This is a genomic window from Leifsonia sp. NPDC058248 (genome assembly GCF_042881905.1).
Classification (GTDB): Bacteria; Actinomycetota; Actinomycetes; order Actinomycetales; family Microbacteriaceae; genus Leifsonia.
Map to the genome: position 1 here is coordinate 14,405 of NZ_JBHVXB010000005.1, position 16,363 is coordinate 30,767.

Here is a 16,363-nt window from a genome sequence, read left to right on the forward strand (position 1 = left end):
CGCCTCCGCCTGTGCAGGCCAAGGCTGCTGGACCCCATGTCTGACTCCTCCGGTGCGCGAACTGATCTGTGGCAGAGTCTGCCTCGCGACGATGCGTCATCGTCGACCGTCGTGCGTCGGGGCTGACGCGGCGAAAGAGTGAGAGCAGTTTCAGCAGTTCATCCAGTCTGTGGAGCGTGCCAGTTGGTGACCTGCCCTCATGTTGGGCGGCGTGGCGATCATGTCGAACGTCTCAGGACTGTCGAAACGTCCAGGGCACGACTGCGAACCGTCATAGCGGTGGCGTGTTTCCGCATCGTAGTGTCGGGCACGAAACCGACTCTATTTCCCGAAATCGGAGACACTGTGGTCACTGATACTCTGCCCATCACCCGCTTGACGACCAATGGACGCGCGGCGACGATCGAGCCGACGCCGACGGGGCTCCGGCTCGCTCTGGGCAATGTACACGGGGACGACACCGTCCGGCTCCGGCTTCGACTCGGCGTGACGGTCGGCGGGACCCCCCTCGCCCAGGACAGCGTCTTCGTGCGCTCCTCCATTCGCACGATCGTCGAAGAGCTCACACCCGTTTCGGGCAAGTCGACCATCCGGTCGCAGCGGCGCCATGAGGAACTGACCGCGACCTTCGCATCCGCCTCGGGGCTCGAGTGGCAGCTCGTCGTGCGGCTGGCCGAGGACGGGCTCGCGCTCCGCTACGTCGTGCCCGACCTGCAGGGTCTCAGCACTCGCGACGCGGAGGCGACAGCGATAGAGCTCGACGACTTCGACCGGGCGTGGATGCTCGCATACCAGACCTGGTATGAGACCCCACGGTTCGGGCAGGATGTTTCCCTCCTGTCGTCAGGGGCATACGGCTTTCCCGTGCTGCTTCGGAGCGCGGACGATGGGTACGTCCTGGTGACGGAGGCGGGCATCGACGGCCGGTTCAGCGGATCGCACGCGTCGCTCGACGCCGGCGCTGGCACGCTCACCTTTCAGGCGGCCGACTCGACAGCAGAGATCGCGCGCGGCGCCGTCACCCCGTGGCGTGTCTTCATCCTCGGGACGCTCGCCGACGTGGTCGAGAGCCGGCTGGTCGACGAGCTCGCGCCGCCGCAGCATCCGTCGGTCGGGGACCCCAGTTGGGTGCGCCCGGGCCGCGCGGCGTGGTCGTGGTGGTCCGACTTCTACTCCGGCGCGCAGTTGGAACGGCAGAAGCACTTCGTGGATGCTGCGGCCCGCCTGGGCTGGGAGCACCTGCTGATCGATTGCGGCTGGGAGGAGACCTGGGTCCCGGAAATCGTCTCGTACGCGAGCCGGTTCGGCATCCAAGTGCACCTCTGGGCGGTCTGGCACGACCTCGACGGACCGGAGAAGCTGGAGCGGCTGGCGCTCTGGCGGTCGTGGGGCGTCGCGGGGATCAAGGTCGACTTCATGGAGTCGGAGTCGAAGGATCGGTACCGCTGGTACGACAGCATCCTGCAGGAGACTGCCCGACTGGGGCTCATGGTGAACTTTCACGGTTCCGTCATCCCACGGGGCTGGGCGCGCACCTGGCCGCAGGTGATCGGGTATGAGGCAATCCGTGGGTCCGAGTACTACGTTTTCTACAACGACACCCCGCTGACCGCCGAGCACAACGTCATCCAGCCGTTCACGAGGAACATCGTCGGGGCGATGGACTATACGCCTGTGGCGTTCGGCGCGCCGGGCCGCAGCACCAGCGACGGTCATGAACTCGGGCTCAGCGTCGCGTACGAGTGCGGCATCACACACTTCGCCGACAGCGTCGACACCTACCTTGCGCGGCCACTAGCTGCCCGCTTCCTCGCCGAGCTCGCGCCAAGCTGGGACGAGACGCGCCTCCTCTCAGGAACGCCGGACACTGAAGCTGTGATCGCGCGTCGCTCGGGCGACCGTTGGTTCGTCGGCGGGATCGCGACGGGCGGCGCCCGCGCGATAAAGGTGCCGCTGGGCCGGCTAGGCGACGGGCGTTTCGACGTCTGGACGGTCACCGACGCCCCGGGCGGAGCTGGCCGCGGCCTCGTCGACTCCCGCGTCGTCGCCGAAGGCTCGCTCACAATACCCGTTGCTGAGAACGGCGGTTTCGCCGCCGTCATCGCGCGGGAAGGGACCGAGCTTTTCCGCGCAGGACCCGTCACACCAGAGGAGACACCGAACACCGACGACGCCGTCATCGAGCTCGATGCACACGGTCGTGTCGTGCTCGACGTCGAGCCGGGGGACTCTCTGCGTCTCCCGCCCCGCTGGCGTGCCGCGCAGCAAGCCGACGGACGCTGGGCGGTCCAAGCTCCCGACCGACTCACACCGGGTGAACTCGGCATCGTCGCGGTCGAGCGCACCGGTCGCCGCGGCGTCCCTCTCGTCTCCCACCTCCGCGTCATCCAACCCCTGGCTGGCACCGCGCCGCTGTCGTCGCTACCGATGCTGTCGTTCACCAACGAGAGCGGGCCCGTCGAGCGGGACCAAAGCAACGGTGGAGGCAATCCACGCGACGGGCAGCGCATGTCTATTGCCGGCGACGACCATGCCACGGGACTAGGCGTCTCCTCGCCCTCCGAGCTGAGCATTCATCTGGGCGCACGGGCCGAGCGGATGCTCGGAGTGGTGGGCATCGATGACGAGACGCCCGGCACCGCGGCCGTCGCAATCGTCGAGGTCGACGGGCACGAGCTCGCTCGCTTCAACTTGGTCTCCGGGCAGCCCGCCACTCCGTTCGACCTCGACCTGAGTGGCGGAAGCAAGCTCGTCCTCCGCACCGAACCACGCTCCGACGACACAGCACACGTCGACTGGGCCTCCACCGTCCTCACCTCGCACCACCCGACGCAATCACACAACGCCGATCACTGACGATCGGGCTCAGAAAGGAAAACCCATGCACAAGAAATGGCTCGTCGCACCCGCGATCGTCGCCGTCGCCGCTCTGCTGTCCGCCTGTTCAGGCGGCACGCCGAACAGCGCGGACTCCAACGAGAAGGTCACGATCACCTACGGCGTCTGGGCAGGAACCCAGACGCCGGCGATGAAGGAGATCGCCGCCGCGTTCACCAAAGAGAACCCGAACATCACCGTCAGGGTGGAGGAGCGCCCCTGGCCCGAGTACTGGTCGACCCTGCAGACCGGAGCGGCAGGCGGCACAGCGCCGGATGCGTTCTGGATGCTCGCGCAGAACATCCGTCCGTACGCGTCCGGCGGCCAGCTCCTCGACATCTCCGGCGAGATCAAGGCGGAGAAAGTCGACCTGAATAAGTACCCGAAGGCCGTCCTCGACCTCTACGATCAGGGCGATGGCAAGGTCTACGGGCTTCCGAAAGACGTTGACACGAACGCTGTCTGGTTCAACAGGGCGATCTTCGACAAAGCGGGCGTCGCTTATCCGAAATCCGACTGGACGTGGGACGACTTCCGTGAGACCGCCAAGAAGCTGACCGACCCCGCCGCGGGAGTGTGGGGCGTCGCCGCGCCGATCGACTACCAGGGCGGTTACTACAACACGATTCTCCAGGCAGGCGGCCAGGTGATCTCCAAGGACGGCAAGAACGCCGAGATCGACTCCCCAGAGGCGCAGGCCGGTATCAAGTTCTGGACCGACCTGCAGGCGGACAAGTCATCGCCGACGTTGAAGCAGTTGTCTGACACGGAGGCCGAGACGCTGTTCGAGCAGGGCAAGATCGGAATGTACATGTCCGGCGCCTACTGGGCTCTTCAGCTGTACAACAACAAGGACATCGCACCGAACGTCGACATCGCGCCGATGCCGACCGGAGTGACGCAAGCGACCGTGACCAGCGGCATCGAGAACGTCGGCTACGCCAACACCAAGCACCCGGACGCGGTGAAGAAGTTCCTGCTCTTCGCCAGCGGCAAGGAGGCGGCCGACATCCAGGCCAAAACCGGTGCTGTTCTCCCCGCCTACGAAGGCGGAGAGAAGAAGTGGATGGCCGCGATGCCCGACTTCAAGAACTTGCAGATCTTCATCGATGCGAAGAAGTACTCGGTGCCGCTGCCCGTTCAAGGCAACGCTGCTGAGTGGCAGGGCGACCAGACCAAGTACCTCACGGGCGCCTGGGACGGCACCACCAGTGTCGCCGACGCGACCAAGCAGTACGCGGACGCGATCGACAAGGTGTTGGCCGAGAAGTAATGACCACCACCCTCACCCGGCCGGGGCGGCAGGACAGTCGCCCCGGCCCCACCCCGCCCTCATCGCGCCGGCATCGCAGAAATCGAATCGACTGGTGGGCGATCGCGATGATCGCCCCCGCCCTGATCGGCCTGGCTGCGCTGTATCTGTGGCCCTTCCTCTCCACCTTGGTGAAGAGCTTCATGAACGTGCCCGTGTTCGGCGCCGGCACGTTCACCGGCATCGACAACTACACCAAACTGCTGAGCGACGAGGACTTTTGGCGCGCACTCGGCAACTCCGCGCTGTACACGGTGCTCGTCCTGATCGGCGTGCCTATCGCCATAGTGCTTGCCGCCCTCATCGAGCAAGCAGCCAAGGGACGCACGCTCTACCGCGTGCTGTTCTTCCTCCCGGTTGTGACGCTGCCGGTGGCGGTCGGGATGGTGTGGCGGTTCATCCTGAACGGCGACTTCGGGATCCTCAACTACCTGCTCTCTCTTGTCGGCATTCCCGGCGAGTACTGGGTGGCGGATGCGCGGTTCACCATATATGCGTTCGCCGTCGTAGGCATCTGGATGGGCCTCGGCATCAATCTGATCATTCTCGGGGCCGGGCTGCAGAGCATCCCGCCCGACCTTTACGAGGCGTCGGCGCTCGACGGGGCCGGCCGCATCCGACAGTTCTTCTCGATCACGCTGCCGCTGCTCAGCCCAAGCGTGTTTTTCGTGACCGTCCTGACCACAATCTCGGCGCTGCAGATGTTCGACCTCGTCTTCGTGATGCTCGGCGGCGTGAACAACACGGCAATCGATGGTTCGAAGACCATCGTCTACCTGTTCTATGAGGCAGCGTTTGTGCAGTTCAAGCAGGGCTACGGCGCCGCGATCGCGATCGTTCTGCTGATCATCATCATGATCGCAACCGTCGTTCAATTCCGGCTGCAGAAGAGGTGGGTGACCTATGACTGAGGCGACGGAAACAGGCACGCTGGGGCGCCGAGCGCTCACGCGGGTCACGTCAGGTAGGCCACGCGGTCGGTCGGCGGCTAGCAGAGGCCAGTGGCGTATCCACGTGGTCCTCATCGTCGCCGCCGTGTTGATGATCGTGCCGTTCGTCTGGCAGATCCTCACGGCGTTCAAAACGTCGAACGAGGTTTCTTCGCTGCCGCCGACACTCTTCCCTGCCGCGCCGACCCTGGCCGGGTTCGAGACGTTCTTCGCCTCCGTCCCCTTCTGGGTGCAGTTCGGCGTCTCGGCCGTCTCCCTCATCCTGCGTGTGGCAGGCCAGGTGCTGGTCGCGGCGCTCGCGGGCTACGCGTTCGCCCGCCTTCGCTTCCCCGGCCGTAACGTCCTCTTTGCACTGTTCCTCCTGATGCTCATGGTTCCAAGCCAGCTATTCCTTCTCGGCCAGTTCGACATCATGAAGAATCTCGGGTTGCTGAACACAGTGCCGGCGCTCGCTATCCCCGGCATCTTCAGCGCGTTCGGGACGTTCCTGATGCGGCAGGCGTTCGTGACCATGCCGAAGGACTACGAAGAGGCCGCACGGCTCGACGGTGCTGGCACGCTGCGAGTGTTCTGGAGCGTGATGCTTCCAATGGCGCGTCCCATGCTCGCGGCGCTCGCCGTGCTGACCTCGCTGTACTCCTGGAACGACCTGCTCTGGCCGCTTATCGTCACTCCGGCCGGCGACAACCGGCCGCTGCCCGTCGGCCTTGCGAGCATGCAGGGACAGTTCGGCACGAACTACCCGGCTCTGATGGCCGGAGCGCTCGTCTGCACGCTTCCGCTCGTTATCGTCTTCATCGTGCTGCAACGGCAGTTCTTCGCCGGGATCGCCAGCAGCGGCCTGAAAGGATGAGCTCCGGCGCACTGGAAGCGGCGCCGCTGGTCCGAATCGCGGACAGGACAAGGCGGGTGGAGGCTGTCATCTCGCCTCTCGCGGCGTCGCTGCGGAGGCTCACTGTCGGGGGGAGGGATCTCGTCGAACCCACCGACTTGGCGCCGGGGCTTCCCGGGATGTCCGGGGCGATGCTCGCGCCGTGGCCAAATCGGGTCGACGGGGCCGTCTGGTGGCAAGGCGAGCACCGGCACGAGCTCGAGGTGAGTGAGCCGGAGCTCGGCAACGCCAACCACGGGCTGCTCGCGGGCAGCCGGTTCGACGTGCGGCATAGCCGGGCGGATGCGGTAGAGCTCACCGCCGCGATCCGCCGCCCGGCCGGGTATCCGTTCGACCTCGACGTGGGAGTGACCTACCGGCTGCACGACGCCGGGATCAACGTGACGACGGCGGTTACCAATGTCGGGCCAGCGCCGGCGCCGGTGGCGCTGGGCGCGCATCCATACCTGCGGGTGGGGGACGCGCCCACCGAGGTGCTGACGCTAACCCTGGATGCGTCGCACGCATACCGGCTGGATGCCAGGCACATCCCGCGCGAACGCTTCGACGTCACCGGAACGGAGTGGGACCTGCGCGGCCCAACCCCGGTGACGTCGGTGCCCGCGCACGCGACCTTCGAGCGCGAGGCGGCGACCGGTCGTGTCGTGCACACGCTCAGCGCCCCCGGCGGGGAGCGCGTCGAGTTGAGCGCGGATCCGGACTATCGCTGGACGCAGCTCTACCTGGCACCGGACTTCCCGTCGGCAGAGGGTCATCGGCTCGCTGTCGCCGTCGAGCCGATGACGGCGCCGCCAAACGCCTTGCGCACGGGGGAGGGCATCCACTGGTTGCAGCCGGACGAGACCTGGCGGGTGGCCTGGGGGCTGCGGTTTGTTGAGTGAGTAGCGACCCGCCCTTCAGGCGTCGCGATTGCGGAAGCTGGACGGGCTCATTCCGTGATATCGGCGGAAGTGCCGGGAGAAGTAGAACGGATCGTCGTAGCCGATCTCCTGCGCGACCTCCGAAATGGTGGCGTCGGTGGTGTCGAGCAGTTGTCGGGCGCGCGCCATGCGGAGCGACGTGTGGTGTGCGAGCACGCCGCCTCCGGTCGCGCGCCGGAATAGCGCCGTTAGGTGGGTCGGCGAGATGCCGACCAGGCGCGCGAGTTCCGGCACCCTGATCGAGCCGTCGAGGCGTTCGCTCAGGTAAGTCATCGCCCGCTGTAGCGGGTCCTCCGGCCCGGGAAGCAGTCGGTCGACGGCGAGCTGGGTCAGTAGTTTCCAGGCCGAGCCGGACGCTGCCATCATCCGCGGAGGCGTCTGGTCGCGTTCCAGGTTCGACACGATCTCGTCGAGCAGCGCGACCGCGCGCTCGATCGAGCGGATTGGCAGCGTCGGTCTGCCGACAGAGACTTCCATCCCCTCGACCAGGTCGGAGACATCAGTCCCGGTGACATGCGCCCACCAGATCGTCCAGGGATGCGCTGCATCAGCACCGTAGGAGTGCGATGTCCCGCGCGGGATCACGAGAGCCTGCTGCGCCCCGATGCGATGCATGTCTTCGCCGATCCTCGCCCACCCCGTGCCTGACGCGCAGATCATGACGATCGTCTCGTCCGTGCCGCGCGGTCGGTTCATCTGGTGGTCGCGCGCTTCGGGATAGTACCCGACGTCGGTGACGAGAAGGCGTCGCGTCACCGGCCGCCGTAGGGCCTCCGCCACGGCGGGACGCGGCACGACGACCAGGCGCTGGTCGCGGAATCCCTCTTGGATCGGCATGGCGACCATTCTGGGGGCGTGATCGTCGTAATGTCCAGGGGCTCTACGAGCTCCGCGGCGCTGAACTCGAAGCGAGTCGGAACGTCCAGCCGTCGCTACGAAAGCAGCATTCCCACCGGATGCCGCCGTTCGTACGCTCAGGAGCACTTCGGAACCTTCGAAAGTTCGAAGACACGAGTTCCACATCGAACAAGGGGAAACATGCGAACTCTTCTAGGACGACGACGTCCTGCAGTTCTGGCTTTGTAGCCCACTGTCCTCGCCGCGGCTTCGCGTCGGCGGGAGGTGTTACGCCTGAGGGATAGGTGTTGGTGTACGGGTTGTGCCATTTTCAGGTCAGGACGTGAGCGCGGCGCACGTGTCTATGCGCTTCTCGCCGGGGAAGTATGTCGACCACTCCTCCTCCGTCAGTTCGCGCCCCGCCAGCGCGCACGCCTGTGACGCCTGCTCAGCCAGGCGCAGGTCCCAGACACGGATACCGTCGGGGAGCGCCTCGAGCAGGGTCTTGCCGTCGGCAGTGAGGTATCCACCTCGCAGGCGCACCGCCGGGGCATCGCTGTCGAGTGGAGTGGCTAGCGCAATGTCTGCTGTCAGGTCGTACAGCGTGAGTGCGTTGTTGAAGCCGACGTTGAGGAGGGTGCGGCCATCGCTGCTGACTGACATGGCCTGACCACCGCCGATCGCTCGGGCGAGGGCCGAGATCGGCTTGAGCGTGTGGATGTCATAGCGGCGCGCATAGTCCGGCGCGACACCGATCAACTGATCGCCGTCGAGCGCCTGGCTTGAATCGAGGTCATAGAGGCCGCGCACGAGGAGCTTTCCGGTCGAGATATCGAAGACACCGGTCTCTGAGTGAGGCGGGTCGGCCGACCACGTGACCACGGCGAGTGCCGAGTCGGGTGTCTCGCTCGCCGAGAGGACACTGAACCGAACGTCCGGCACCGTCATGACGGGCCCCAGAGGCTTGCCCGTGGAGGGGTCGAAGGCGACGATGCCGTCCGGCCACCAGGCGAAGGCGGGAGGATCCCATCCGCCGGGCAGGACGTTGAAGGATTTCGGCAACCCGGGGATACGAAGCGAAATCTTTTCGCCCGTCGATTGGCGCTCCAGCCGCGGCTCGCCCGACTGATTCTCCGAGTCATAGTGGGCGTACTTCGCCACGACACCGGAGCCGAGCGGAACGATCAGATCCTCCTCCTCGCCGACCGGGGCGTCGCGCTCCAGGTCCCACAGTTGCATGCGCCCGCCACCGCCGACGGGCTGGGTGACGACGAGCGATCCTCCCTTTTCCGGGCCGTCCACGAGTTCGCGCCCCTTCGCGACGATGTCCGAACCGGTGCCACCGCCGTCGATCCGCCAGCGCATCCAGGTCGGAGGTTCGCTCACGGCCACGAGAAGGGATCCGTCATCGATCGTTTCAAACGTCGGAAATTCATTCAGCTGAAGTGCGGCCTGTGCACTCCTCGTTTCGCCTGTCGCAAGATCGACGAGTGCAACTCCTTCGTATGACCCGCACGCCACGCTCGTGTCCGTTGCGAGGTGCAGGGAGTAGCAATTTCGCGTCGGATCCGGAAACCGTCGCCAGAGGGTTTCGCCCGTGGCGAGGAGGACGCGCACTGTGCCGTCCCATCCCGTCGACACGATGCCTCCCTGGCCGTCGGCGATGACATCCATACTCGATAGGTCGCCCTCGAGCGGGATGGTTCGGTTCGGCTCGAGCGTCGCACGATCGAACAGGCGGAGATGGTCGCCCGCACCGACGGCGACAAGGCGGTCGTCAAGGAGCGCCACACCGTAGAAGTTTTCGACCCCTTTCGGATGGTCGCCGAAGATCGCAGCGCTCGAGCGCACCTCGCCCGTTGTCGTGTCGACCGCGATGATGTCTGCGGTGACCGGTTGCGCGACGTACAGAGTCCGCCCTGCTGTGTCGAAGGTCATGGTCGGCGACATCGGCGAGCGAACGAGCCCCGTGCTGGGCAGCGGCTCACCGGTCGTGAGATCCAAGAACGTGAGGTGGGTCCAGCAGCACTCATCGGTGTTCGAGGGATCCGGGTAGACGGGCGATTGGATCGCCGCGACGGATCCGTCAGCACTCACCTCGACGGCGCGGACCCAGCCCGGCGGTGTATCAGGGAGACCGAGATCGAAAGTTCGGAGGACGTCGCCCGTGGCGACATCGACGACGTCGACGGCGGGCTGATCCGTGCGGTCCTGGCCGGACGAGACGTGCAGCGCCGTGCCCGTGCCTGGGAGCATGTCCATCGAGGGGAAGAGTGCACCCTCGTCATGGTGCGTGTCGACGAGGCCGACCGTGCTCGTCATGACCCCCCAGAGCGCGGAGCGCACCCGCGCATCGTCGGGCCAGCGCCGGTACGTCTCCGCCGCGAGCAAAGCTGCCGTCTCCCGGTCGTTGTCAATCAGTGAGAGGGACGTCGCCACGAGCGCCTCGATGCGAGCGTCCTCTGCAGCACGCTCCGCCTCTCCGCCTCGCACCCCGGCAAGTCCGGCGCCGAATATCGCTGCCACCAGCAGAACGCCCACGCCGGCCATCGCCCAACGCAGCCGGCGGTTGTTGCGCTTGTCGCGAGCAGCGCGCCCCGCAAGTTCGCGAGTCTCGTCTCGCTCGCGTTCAGCGGACGCCTCGAGGAACTCCCGTTCCACCGTGGTGAGATCCGGCTCGGACCCGTCTCGCCAGTCCAGCGCTGCCTGCAGCCTGGCACCGCGCAAGAGGTCATCGTCCCGCCGACCCGAACCGTTCCACAGTTCGGCCGCGGTGGCGACCGTCGCCACGAGACGAGCGCCCTCGGCATCCTCTTCCAGCCATTGGTCCAGGCGCGGCCACGCCGTCGCGAGCGCCTCGTGAGCGACCGTGACCTCGTCGCCGTCGGTCGTGAGCAGGCGGGCGGCCACGAGGCGGTTGAGAACCCCACGCCACGCCGGGTCGGCGACGAGGGGCGCGAGCAAGGCGGTGCGTCGCACGGACGCGCCATCGGCTCCGCGGTGCACGAGGCGAAGCATGAGCGAGCGGCACGCGCTGGCGTTGCGGGCGTCGAGGGAGCGGTACAGCGTCTCGGCCGACTGGGCGATGGCGCCCGTGATGCCACCGGATGCCTCGTACCCGGCCACCGTGAGGGTCGCTCCTTCACGCCGGACCCAGGTCTCCTCCAAGGCGTGTGAGACGTGGGGGAGGGTGGTGCGCCGATCAGCGGCATCCCGCACGATCAACTCAACCAGCCCCGGCTCGAGCCGCAGGCCGGCGCGGGCGGCCGGGCGCTCGATCGCCTCACGCAGACCGTCGGCATCGAGCGGTCCGATGGCATACACGCCACGGCCGATCAGAGCGCCTATGTGCGGGAGACCCGTTGCGCGGTCGAGGAAGTCGCTGCGCAGCGTCATGAGCACGGTCGACCCGCCGGCGAGCACCTCTGCGACGATCCTGCACAGTTCATCGCGTTCGCGCTCGGGTAGCTGGAGCATCGCTTCGGCTTGATCGATGACCACGATATCGGCGGGTCCGCCCAGGTCGATCAGAGCGCGCAGATCGATCGCGGCATCCCGACCCACCCTGATCACCGCGATGCGTCGTCCGTCGGCGATGCGCGGCAGCACCCCGGCCAGCACGAGCGAGGACTTGCCCGATCCGGAGGCGCCTACGACGACGGTGAGCGATCCCTCGCGCACGCGTTCGCGCATGGCATCGATGTCGGCATCTCGTCCGAAGAAGTCCTCCGTGTCGGCTGGCGAGAAGGGCTGGAGGCCGCGGTAGGGGCAGGTGTCGCTCACGCGATGCAGCAGCTTGGTCGGCGCCAGCGCCGGATCATGCTGCAGCATCGACGATTCGAGCGCGCGCAGTTGATCACCGATGTCGATGCCGAGGTCGTCCGCGAGTCGCGCCCGCGCAGTCCGGATGCTCGAGAGCGCCTCGGCTTGCCGGCCGGCGCGGTAGTTGGCGATCGCGAGGATCGCCCAGCGGTTCTCGCGCAGCGGTGACTCGCGCACCAGCCGCTCCGCGTCGGCGACGACGGCGCTGTGCTCGCCCTCCGCGAGCCTGGACTCGAGCAGCTCCTCCTCGATACTGCGGCGGATCTCGACCAGCCTCTCGGCCTCGACGGCAGCCGGTTCCCAGTCGGCCAGCTCGGGGTACGGTGCGCCGCGCCACATCGCGAGCGCCCGCCGGTACGCGGCCACCGCCCTGTCGTTCTCGTTGTGCATCGCGTGCTTGCGGGCGCCGGAGACCAGGCGTTCGAATTCGAACGCGTCGATCGTCGCAGCGTCGAGGCCGAGGGTGTATTCCGAGCCTCGGGTGATTACCGCGCCGTGTCCGAGGTCGGCACGGATTCGTGCAACCGATGTCTTGACTTGCTGCGTCCACGTGCGCGGGAGGTCCGCCCCCCAGTACGCCTCGGCTAGCTCGCCGGTGGCGACGGTGCGACCCGCCAGCACGATCAGTGCGGAGAGCACGACGCGCTCTCGTGGGCTCAGGGCGTGCTCGGTCCCGGTATCCAATGGACCGAGTACCTTCACGGTCATGAGGACAGTGTGGGCGCGATCCGGAAGGCCGTCAAGGCTCGTCGCTGTCGGCGAGTATCGGACGAGTACCGGCCGAGGAGGGATCGAGTACCGCGCCACGGGATGGTGGACGCATGCACACCTCACAGTCACATCGCCGACCGCACAGGTCGCCCGCATCTCCGACCTGGCGGTCCCGCGCGCACGACCTGTGCCCTGAGCGCCTCGTCACCGAGGGGGTCGCAAGCCTCGAGTTCCCCCGTGGGTACTGCGCGGGCGAGTCCGTGACCCTGCCGTTCTGCTTGTAGAAAGGAACGATCATGAACTACGACACTTTCGTCGCCTTCCGAATTGACTCCCGCCGCGCGGCGACCCTGGCGCGCGAGAACGAACTGCGTCGCTCGCAGGCCGACCGGGGCGCGACCGTATCGTCCCGTCGACCGGTCGTCGACGCACGGCGCAAGCTGAGCGTCGCGTGGTGGGCGGTTTTCGGCCGAACCAACCACGGCCACCGTCCCGTGGCGCACCTGTGAGGGATTCGCGTAAGGGCACACGGAACGAGAGTGGCGCTTGACCTCAGCAACGGGCACGTCTGCCCACACGATGTACCCACCGAAAGAGGTCCACGGGTCGAGCCGATGGGCGCAGCCCGACGCAGTGGCTCTTCGTGAAGCCGTGGACGACTAGTTCTAGCCCACTGTCCTCGCCGCAGCTCAGACCAGGGGCCGCTGGTCCGTGCAGACATAATGCGGTTGTGTCCGCGGCGCCGGGAATTGCTGCGTGGTATCCAGGTCAGCGGCCGCCGGTTGCGCGCGCGACCGTGCGAGCCTGAGCCACGAGTCCAAGTGCGAGCATTATCAGGCCGAGCTCAGCAAGGCCGGCAGCGAAATAGAGCGCTTGCAGCAGGCTGAACGGGATGAACATCATCTGCACGAAAATCCAGATGAGCAGCCCGAAGCCGGCGACCGCGACCGCAGCCGGCGCCGCCGCGGAGCGGCGTCCCACCAGGACCGCCGCGACAATGTGTGTCCCGCCCACCACGATGGCCAAAAGCAAGCCAGGCGCGGCGTATGAAGCGAACGGCGTGCCGCCGAGGAAGGAACGGTCGGGGACGATTGCGCCCGACGCTCCCTGCGCGAATGAGCCCACCAGAAGAGCCGCACCTCCAGCGACCGCTGTGAGTCCGATTGTTGCCGTCAGCGCGGTAAGAGCCACGCGGATCCACCGCCTCATGATGCCTCCCGAGTCTTCTTCTCAGAGTGCTCGTCGTCCCCCGCGGGCAGTAGGCCCACCGTGAGCCACCCGTAGCTCCGTCTCACACACGGTCAATCCGCGATGGCTCGAAGTGCCCCGGCCGACGCGCACGTCGGCCGAAAGCAGCGCCAAGGTCCACGCTCGGATCAATTCGGCGCCGGTGGGGCTCAGGGTCCGCTGAGCTCAGCCGGAAGGCAGGATTCCGACAAGCTCCGTTCCCCAGCGCCGCGCGCGCTCGAGCTCGCCGTCAGCAACGGGCCCCGAGTAGCCATGCACACCGAACGTCTCAGGTTCGGCGACCGGACGGAACCCCAGGGCGACCAGCCGCTTCATCGCCTTCTTCGCGGCCGAGCCGGGAAGCCGTGGGCTGACGACGCGCGTGTCGAATGTCGCTACCGGCACGGCACGACCGGGCGACGCGAGCGCTTCCATCCACTCTCGGATGCCACGGGTTGGGATGTGCTCGGCGCCTTGTTGCCGCGCCGCCTCACGTGTCGCCGCTGTCGACATCGAGAACGCATGGGTCGGTCCGCCGACCACGAGCAGGTCGATGTCAGAGTCCAACGCGACGGGCGCCGACGCGGCGTCGACCACTTCAGTGCGCTCCCCACCGATTCCGGCCGCGACCTCGCGAGCCAGCTGCTCGGTGTTTCCCCAGATCGACTCGAAGACCACTACGGCGCGCATGATGCCTCCTCGTTGACGAAGAGGATACGCTCTCGCGCGGCGATATGGTCTCGGGCTTGCTTATGTGGAACGTTCCGAGCCCGTAGCTCGCACCGCCGCCGGCGGCCTCAGGAACTCCGCCCGGCGCTAACGCTCTCCGTCCTCGTCCCACTTCGTGCCCTCGATGTCGCCGCGAAGAGTTCCCGTCACCTCGTCGACGGCGGCGCCGACCGTCGGCGCGAACCGGTCGGAGGAGAACCTCCCCGTGAGCCCGTAGGCCCGGAGCACATCGATGACGGGGTCTTTCATCTCGGCGAGGACCAGGGTGATGCCGTGGGACACGAGGTAGTCGTCGAGGTCGACGAGTTTGTCGATCGCTGTGGTGTCGATGTCGGTGATCGGCTCGGCGGCAAGGATGACGGTGTGGATGCCGGCACCGGCCGCCTTCACCCGCGACCGCACGAAGTCGTCGAAGATGCCACCGTTCGCGAAGAAGAGCGGCGCGTCGAACCGCAGAATCACGACACCGGGGATGCGCTCGCCCTCTGGGTAGCGGGAGAGGTCGTGGTAACCGCGCAGACCCTTCACGAGCCCGAGTTCGGCTCGATAGGGCCGCCACGCCTGATTCACGAACGCCAGGAGCGAGAGCGCGATCGTCACCGCGATGCCCTCGAGCACACCGAACACGAGGACGCCGAGGAAGGCGGCGACCGAGAGTAGCGCGTCGACCCGGTCCATGCGCACGAGGCGGATGAACCCCCGCACGTCGATGAGTCTCGCGGCCGCGGCGATCACCACCGCGGCGAGGGTTGCGGTCGGCAGGTACTCAGTGAGTCCCGGCACAAGGATGATGAAGACCACGATGAGCGCGGCGCCGACGACTCCAGTGAGTTGCGTGCGCGACCCTGCCTGTTCGGCGACCGCGGTCCGCGACGACGAGGCCGAGATCGGGAAGCCTCCGAAGAGGCCGGCGGCGATGTTCGCGCCGCCGATCGCCGCCATCTCCCGGCTGCCGCTCACGGTCTCGCCGCGCCGCGCCGCGAACGTGCGCGAGAGCACCGCGCTATCGGTGAACGCCACGAGCGCGATGCCGGCCGCGGGCAGCGCGAGCGCAGCGAAATCCGCCCATTCGAGGCCTCCTAGGGACGGTGCTGGGAGTCCCTGCGGGAGGGCGCCGACCACGGGTAGTACGCCGGAGAGCCCGAGGATCGCGGCCAGCGCGGTCGCGACCACCACGACGACGAGCACTCCCGGCACGGGTGACCTGACCCACGTGAGCGCGAGGATGACCACGAGCGATCCAACGCCGAATGCGACGGCGAGGGGCTCGATCCGGCCTGCGGCGATTCCGTCGACGATCGCGACGACTTCACGTATGGGCGACTGGGAGTCGATCGAGAACCCGAGCAGCTTCGGTACCTGCGAGATGATCACGAGCACGGCCACGGCGTTGAGGTAGCCGACTCGGATGGGCTTCGAGATCAGGTCGGTCACGAAGCCCAGTCGAAGGATGCCGCCGAGCAGGAGTACCGCGCCGACCATTATCGCGAGCAGCCCCGCCAGCGCAACCGCCAGGTCCTCATTGCCGAGGGCGAGCGGCAGGATCGCGGCCGCGATGATGGGAGCGAGCGCGGAGTCAGGCCCGAGAACGAGGATTCGACTCGGTCCGAGCAGCGCGTACGCCAGCAACGGCACAATAGTGGCATAGAGACCCGTCTCGGGCGGCAGGCCCGCCACCTGCGCGTAGCCCATTCCGGCGGGGATGAGCAGGGCGGTGACGACGAGGCCCGCGCGGATGTCGGGCCAGAGCCAGTCACGCCGGTAGTGCAATGCCGTTTCGATGCCGGGCGGCAGCCACCACCGCATCCCCTTCGCGGTCATCTCGACTCCTCGCCTTCATTATGGCGGATCGAGGGGTGGCGGGCACTGGCTTGGACGAGCGGGTCACCACGCCAACCGCTTCACCACTCGGTGAAGAGCTCCAGCTCCTTGTGGTGCGCACAGACCGCGCACCAGGCTCGTTCTGGGGGTCGATAGCACCCACGGAAGCCGGTAGACATGTCGACGGCGACGATCAGGGGGGAACCGCAAGCGAACCGAGAGACTGGTCACCAGCCCTTCACGGGCCACCGCACACGAAAGAGAA

11 protein-coding genes are annotated in these 16,363 nt (G+C 67.0%); 6 read left to right on the forward strand and 5 right to left on the reverse strand.

Annotation, left to right across the window (positions count from 1 at the left end; genetic code table 11):
* Positions 1 to 345 precede the first annotated feature (345 nt).
* From ACFVV5_RS09395 to ACFVV5_RS09415, 5 genes are all read left to right on the forward strand, one after another.
* On the forward strand, positions 346 to 2,856 hold the full coding sequence (locus ACFVV5_RS09395) for a glycoside hydrolase family 97 catalytic domain-containing protein (protein WP_387242419.1): 2,511 nt from the start codon (positions 346 to 348) through the stop codon (positions 2,854 to 2,856).
* A 25-nt stretch (positions 2,857 to 2,881) separates the two neighbouring features.
* Positions 2,882 to 4,150, forward strand: a complete 1,269-nt coding sequence (locus tag ACFVV5_RS09400; RefSeq protein WP_387242422.1) for an ABC transporter substrate-binding protein — start codon at positions 2,882 to 2,884, stop codon at positions 4,148 to 4,150.
* Positions 4,150 to 5,100, forward strand: a complete 951-nt coding sequence (locus ACFVV5_RS09405) for a carbohydrate ABC transporter permease (RefSeq protein ID WP_387242425.1) — start codon at positions 4,150 to 4,152, stop codon at positions 5,098 to 5,100. Before ACFVV5_RS09400 ends, ACFVV5_RS09405 begins: the two co-directional genes overlap by 1 nt.
* A 103-nt stretch (positions 5,101 to 5,203) precedes the next feature.
* Positions 5,204 to 5,992 (forward strand): carbohydrate ABC transporter permease, encoded by a 789-nt coding sequence (locus ACFVV5_RS09410; protein ID WP_387242428.1) that lies wholly within the window; start codon positions 5,204 to 5,206, stop codon positions 5,990 to 5,992.
* 56 nt (positions 5,993 to 6,048) lie between these two features.
* Positions 6,049 to 6,912 carry a hypothetical protein gene (locus tag ACFVV5_RS09415; protein ID WP_387242431.1) on the forward strand — a complete coding sequence of 288 codons (864 nt, stop codon included), beginning with the start codon at positions 6,049 to 6,051 and terminating at the stop codon, positions 6,910 to 6,912.
* A 15-nt stretch (positions 6,913 to 6,927) separates the two neighbouring features.
* On the opposite strand, the gene ACFVV5_RS09420 is transcribed toward ACFVV5_RS09415, so the two are convergent.
* Positions 6,928 to 7,788, reverse strand: a complete 861-nt coding sequence (locus ACFVV5_RS09420; protein WP_387242435.1) for a helix-turn-helix domain-containing protein — start codon at positions 7,786 to 7,788, stop codon at positions 6,928 to 6,930.
* A gap of 336 nt (positions 7,789 to 8,124) precedes the next feature.
* Positions 8,125 to 12,318, reverse strand: coding sequence for a BTAD domain-containing putative transcriptional regulator (locus ACFVV5_RS09425; RefSeq protein ID WP_387242438.1), 4,194 nt, complete (start codon positions 12,316 to 12,318; stop codon positions 8,125 to 8,127).
* Positions 12,319 to 12,617: 299 nt separating this feature from the next.
* On the opposite strand from ACFVV5_RS09425, the gene ACFVV5_RS09430 reads away from it, so the two are divergent.
* Positions 12,618 to 12,830: a hypothetical protein gene (locus tag ACFVV5_RS09430; RefSeq protein WP_387242441.1), complete on the forward strand. Its 213-nt coding sequence runs from the start codon at positions 12,618 to 12,620 to the stop codon at positions 12,828 to 12,830.
* A gap of 259 nt (positions 12,831 to 13,089) precedes the next feature.
* On the opposite strand, the gene ACFVV5_RS09435 is transcribed toward ACFVV5_RS09430, so the two are convergent.
* The 3 genes from ACFVV5_RS09435 to ACFVV5_RS09445 all read right to left on the reverse strand — a co-directional run bounded on the left by ACFVV5_RS09435 (position 13,090) and on the right by ACFVV5_RS09445 (position 16,098).
* Positions 13,090 to 13,530, reverse strand: coding sequence for a hypothetical protein (locus tag ACFVV5_RS09435; RefSeq protein ID WP_387242444.1), 441 nt, complete (start codon positions 13,528 to 13,530; stop codon positions 13,090 to 13,092).
* A gap of 204 nt (positions 13,531 to 13,734) precedes the next feature.
* Positions 13,735 to 14,238 carry a flavodoxin family protein gene (locus ACFVV5_RS09440; RefSeq protein WP_387242447.1) on the reverse strand — a complete coding sequence of 168 codons (504 nt, stop codon included), beginning with the start codon at positions 14,236 to 14,238 and terminating at the stop codon, positions 13,735 to 13,737.
* Between the two features lie 126 nt (positions 14,239 to 14,364).
* Positions 14,365 to 16,098, reverse strand: a complete 1,734-nt coding sequence (locus ACFVV5_RS09445) for a SulP family inorganic anion transporter (RefSeq protein WP_387242449.1) — start codon at positions 16,096 to 16,098, stop codon at positions 14,365 to 14,367.
* Between the last annotated feature and the right edge of the window lie 265 nt (positions 16,099 to 16,363).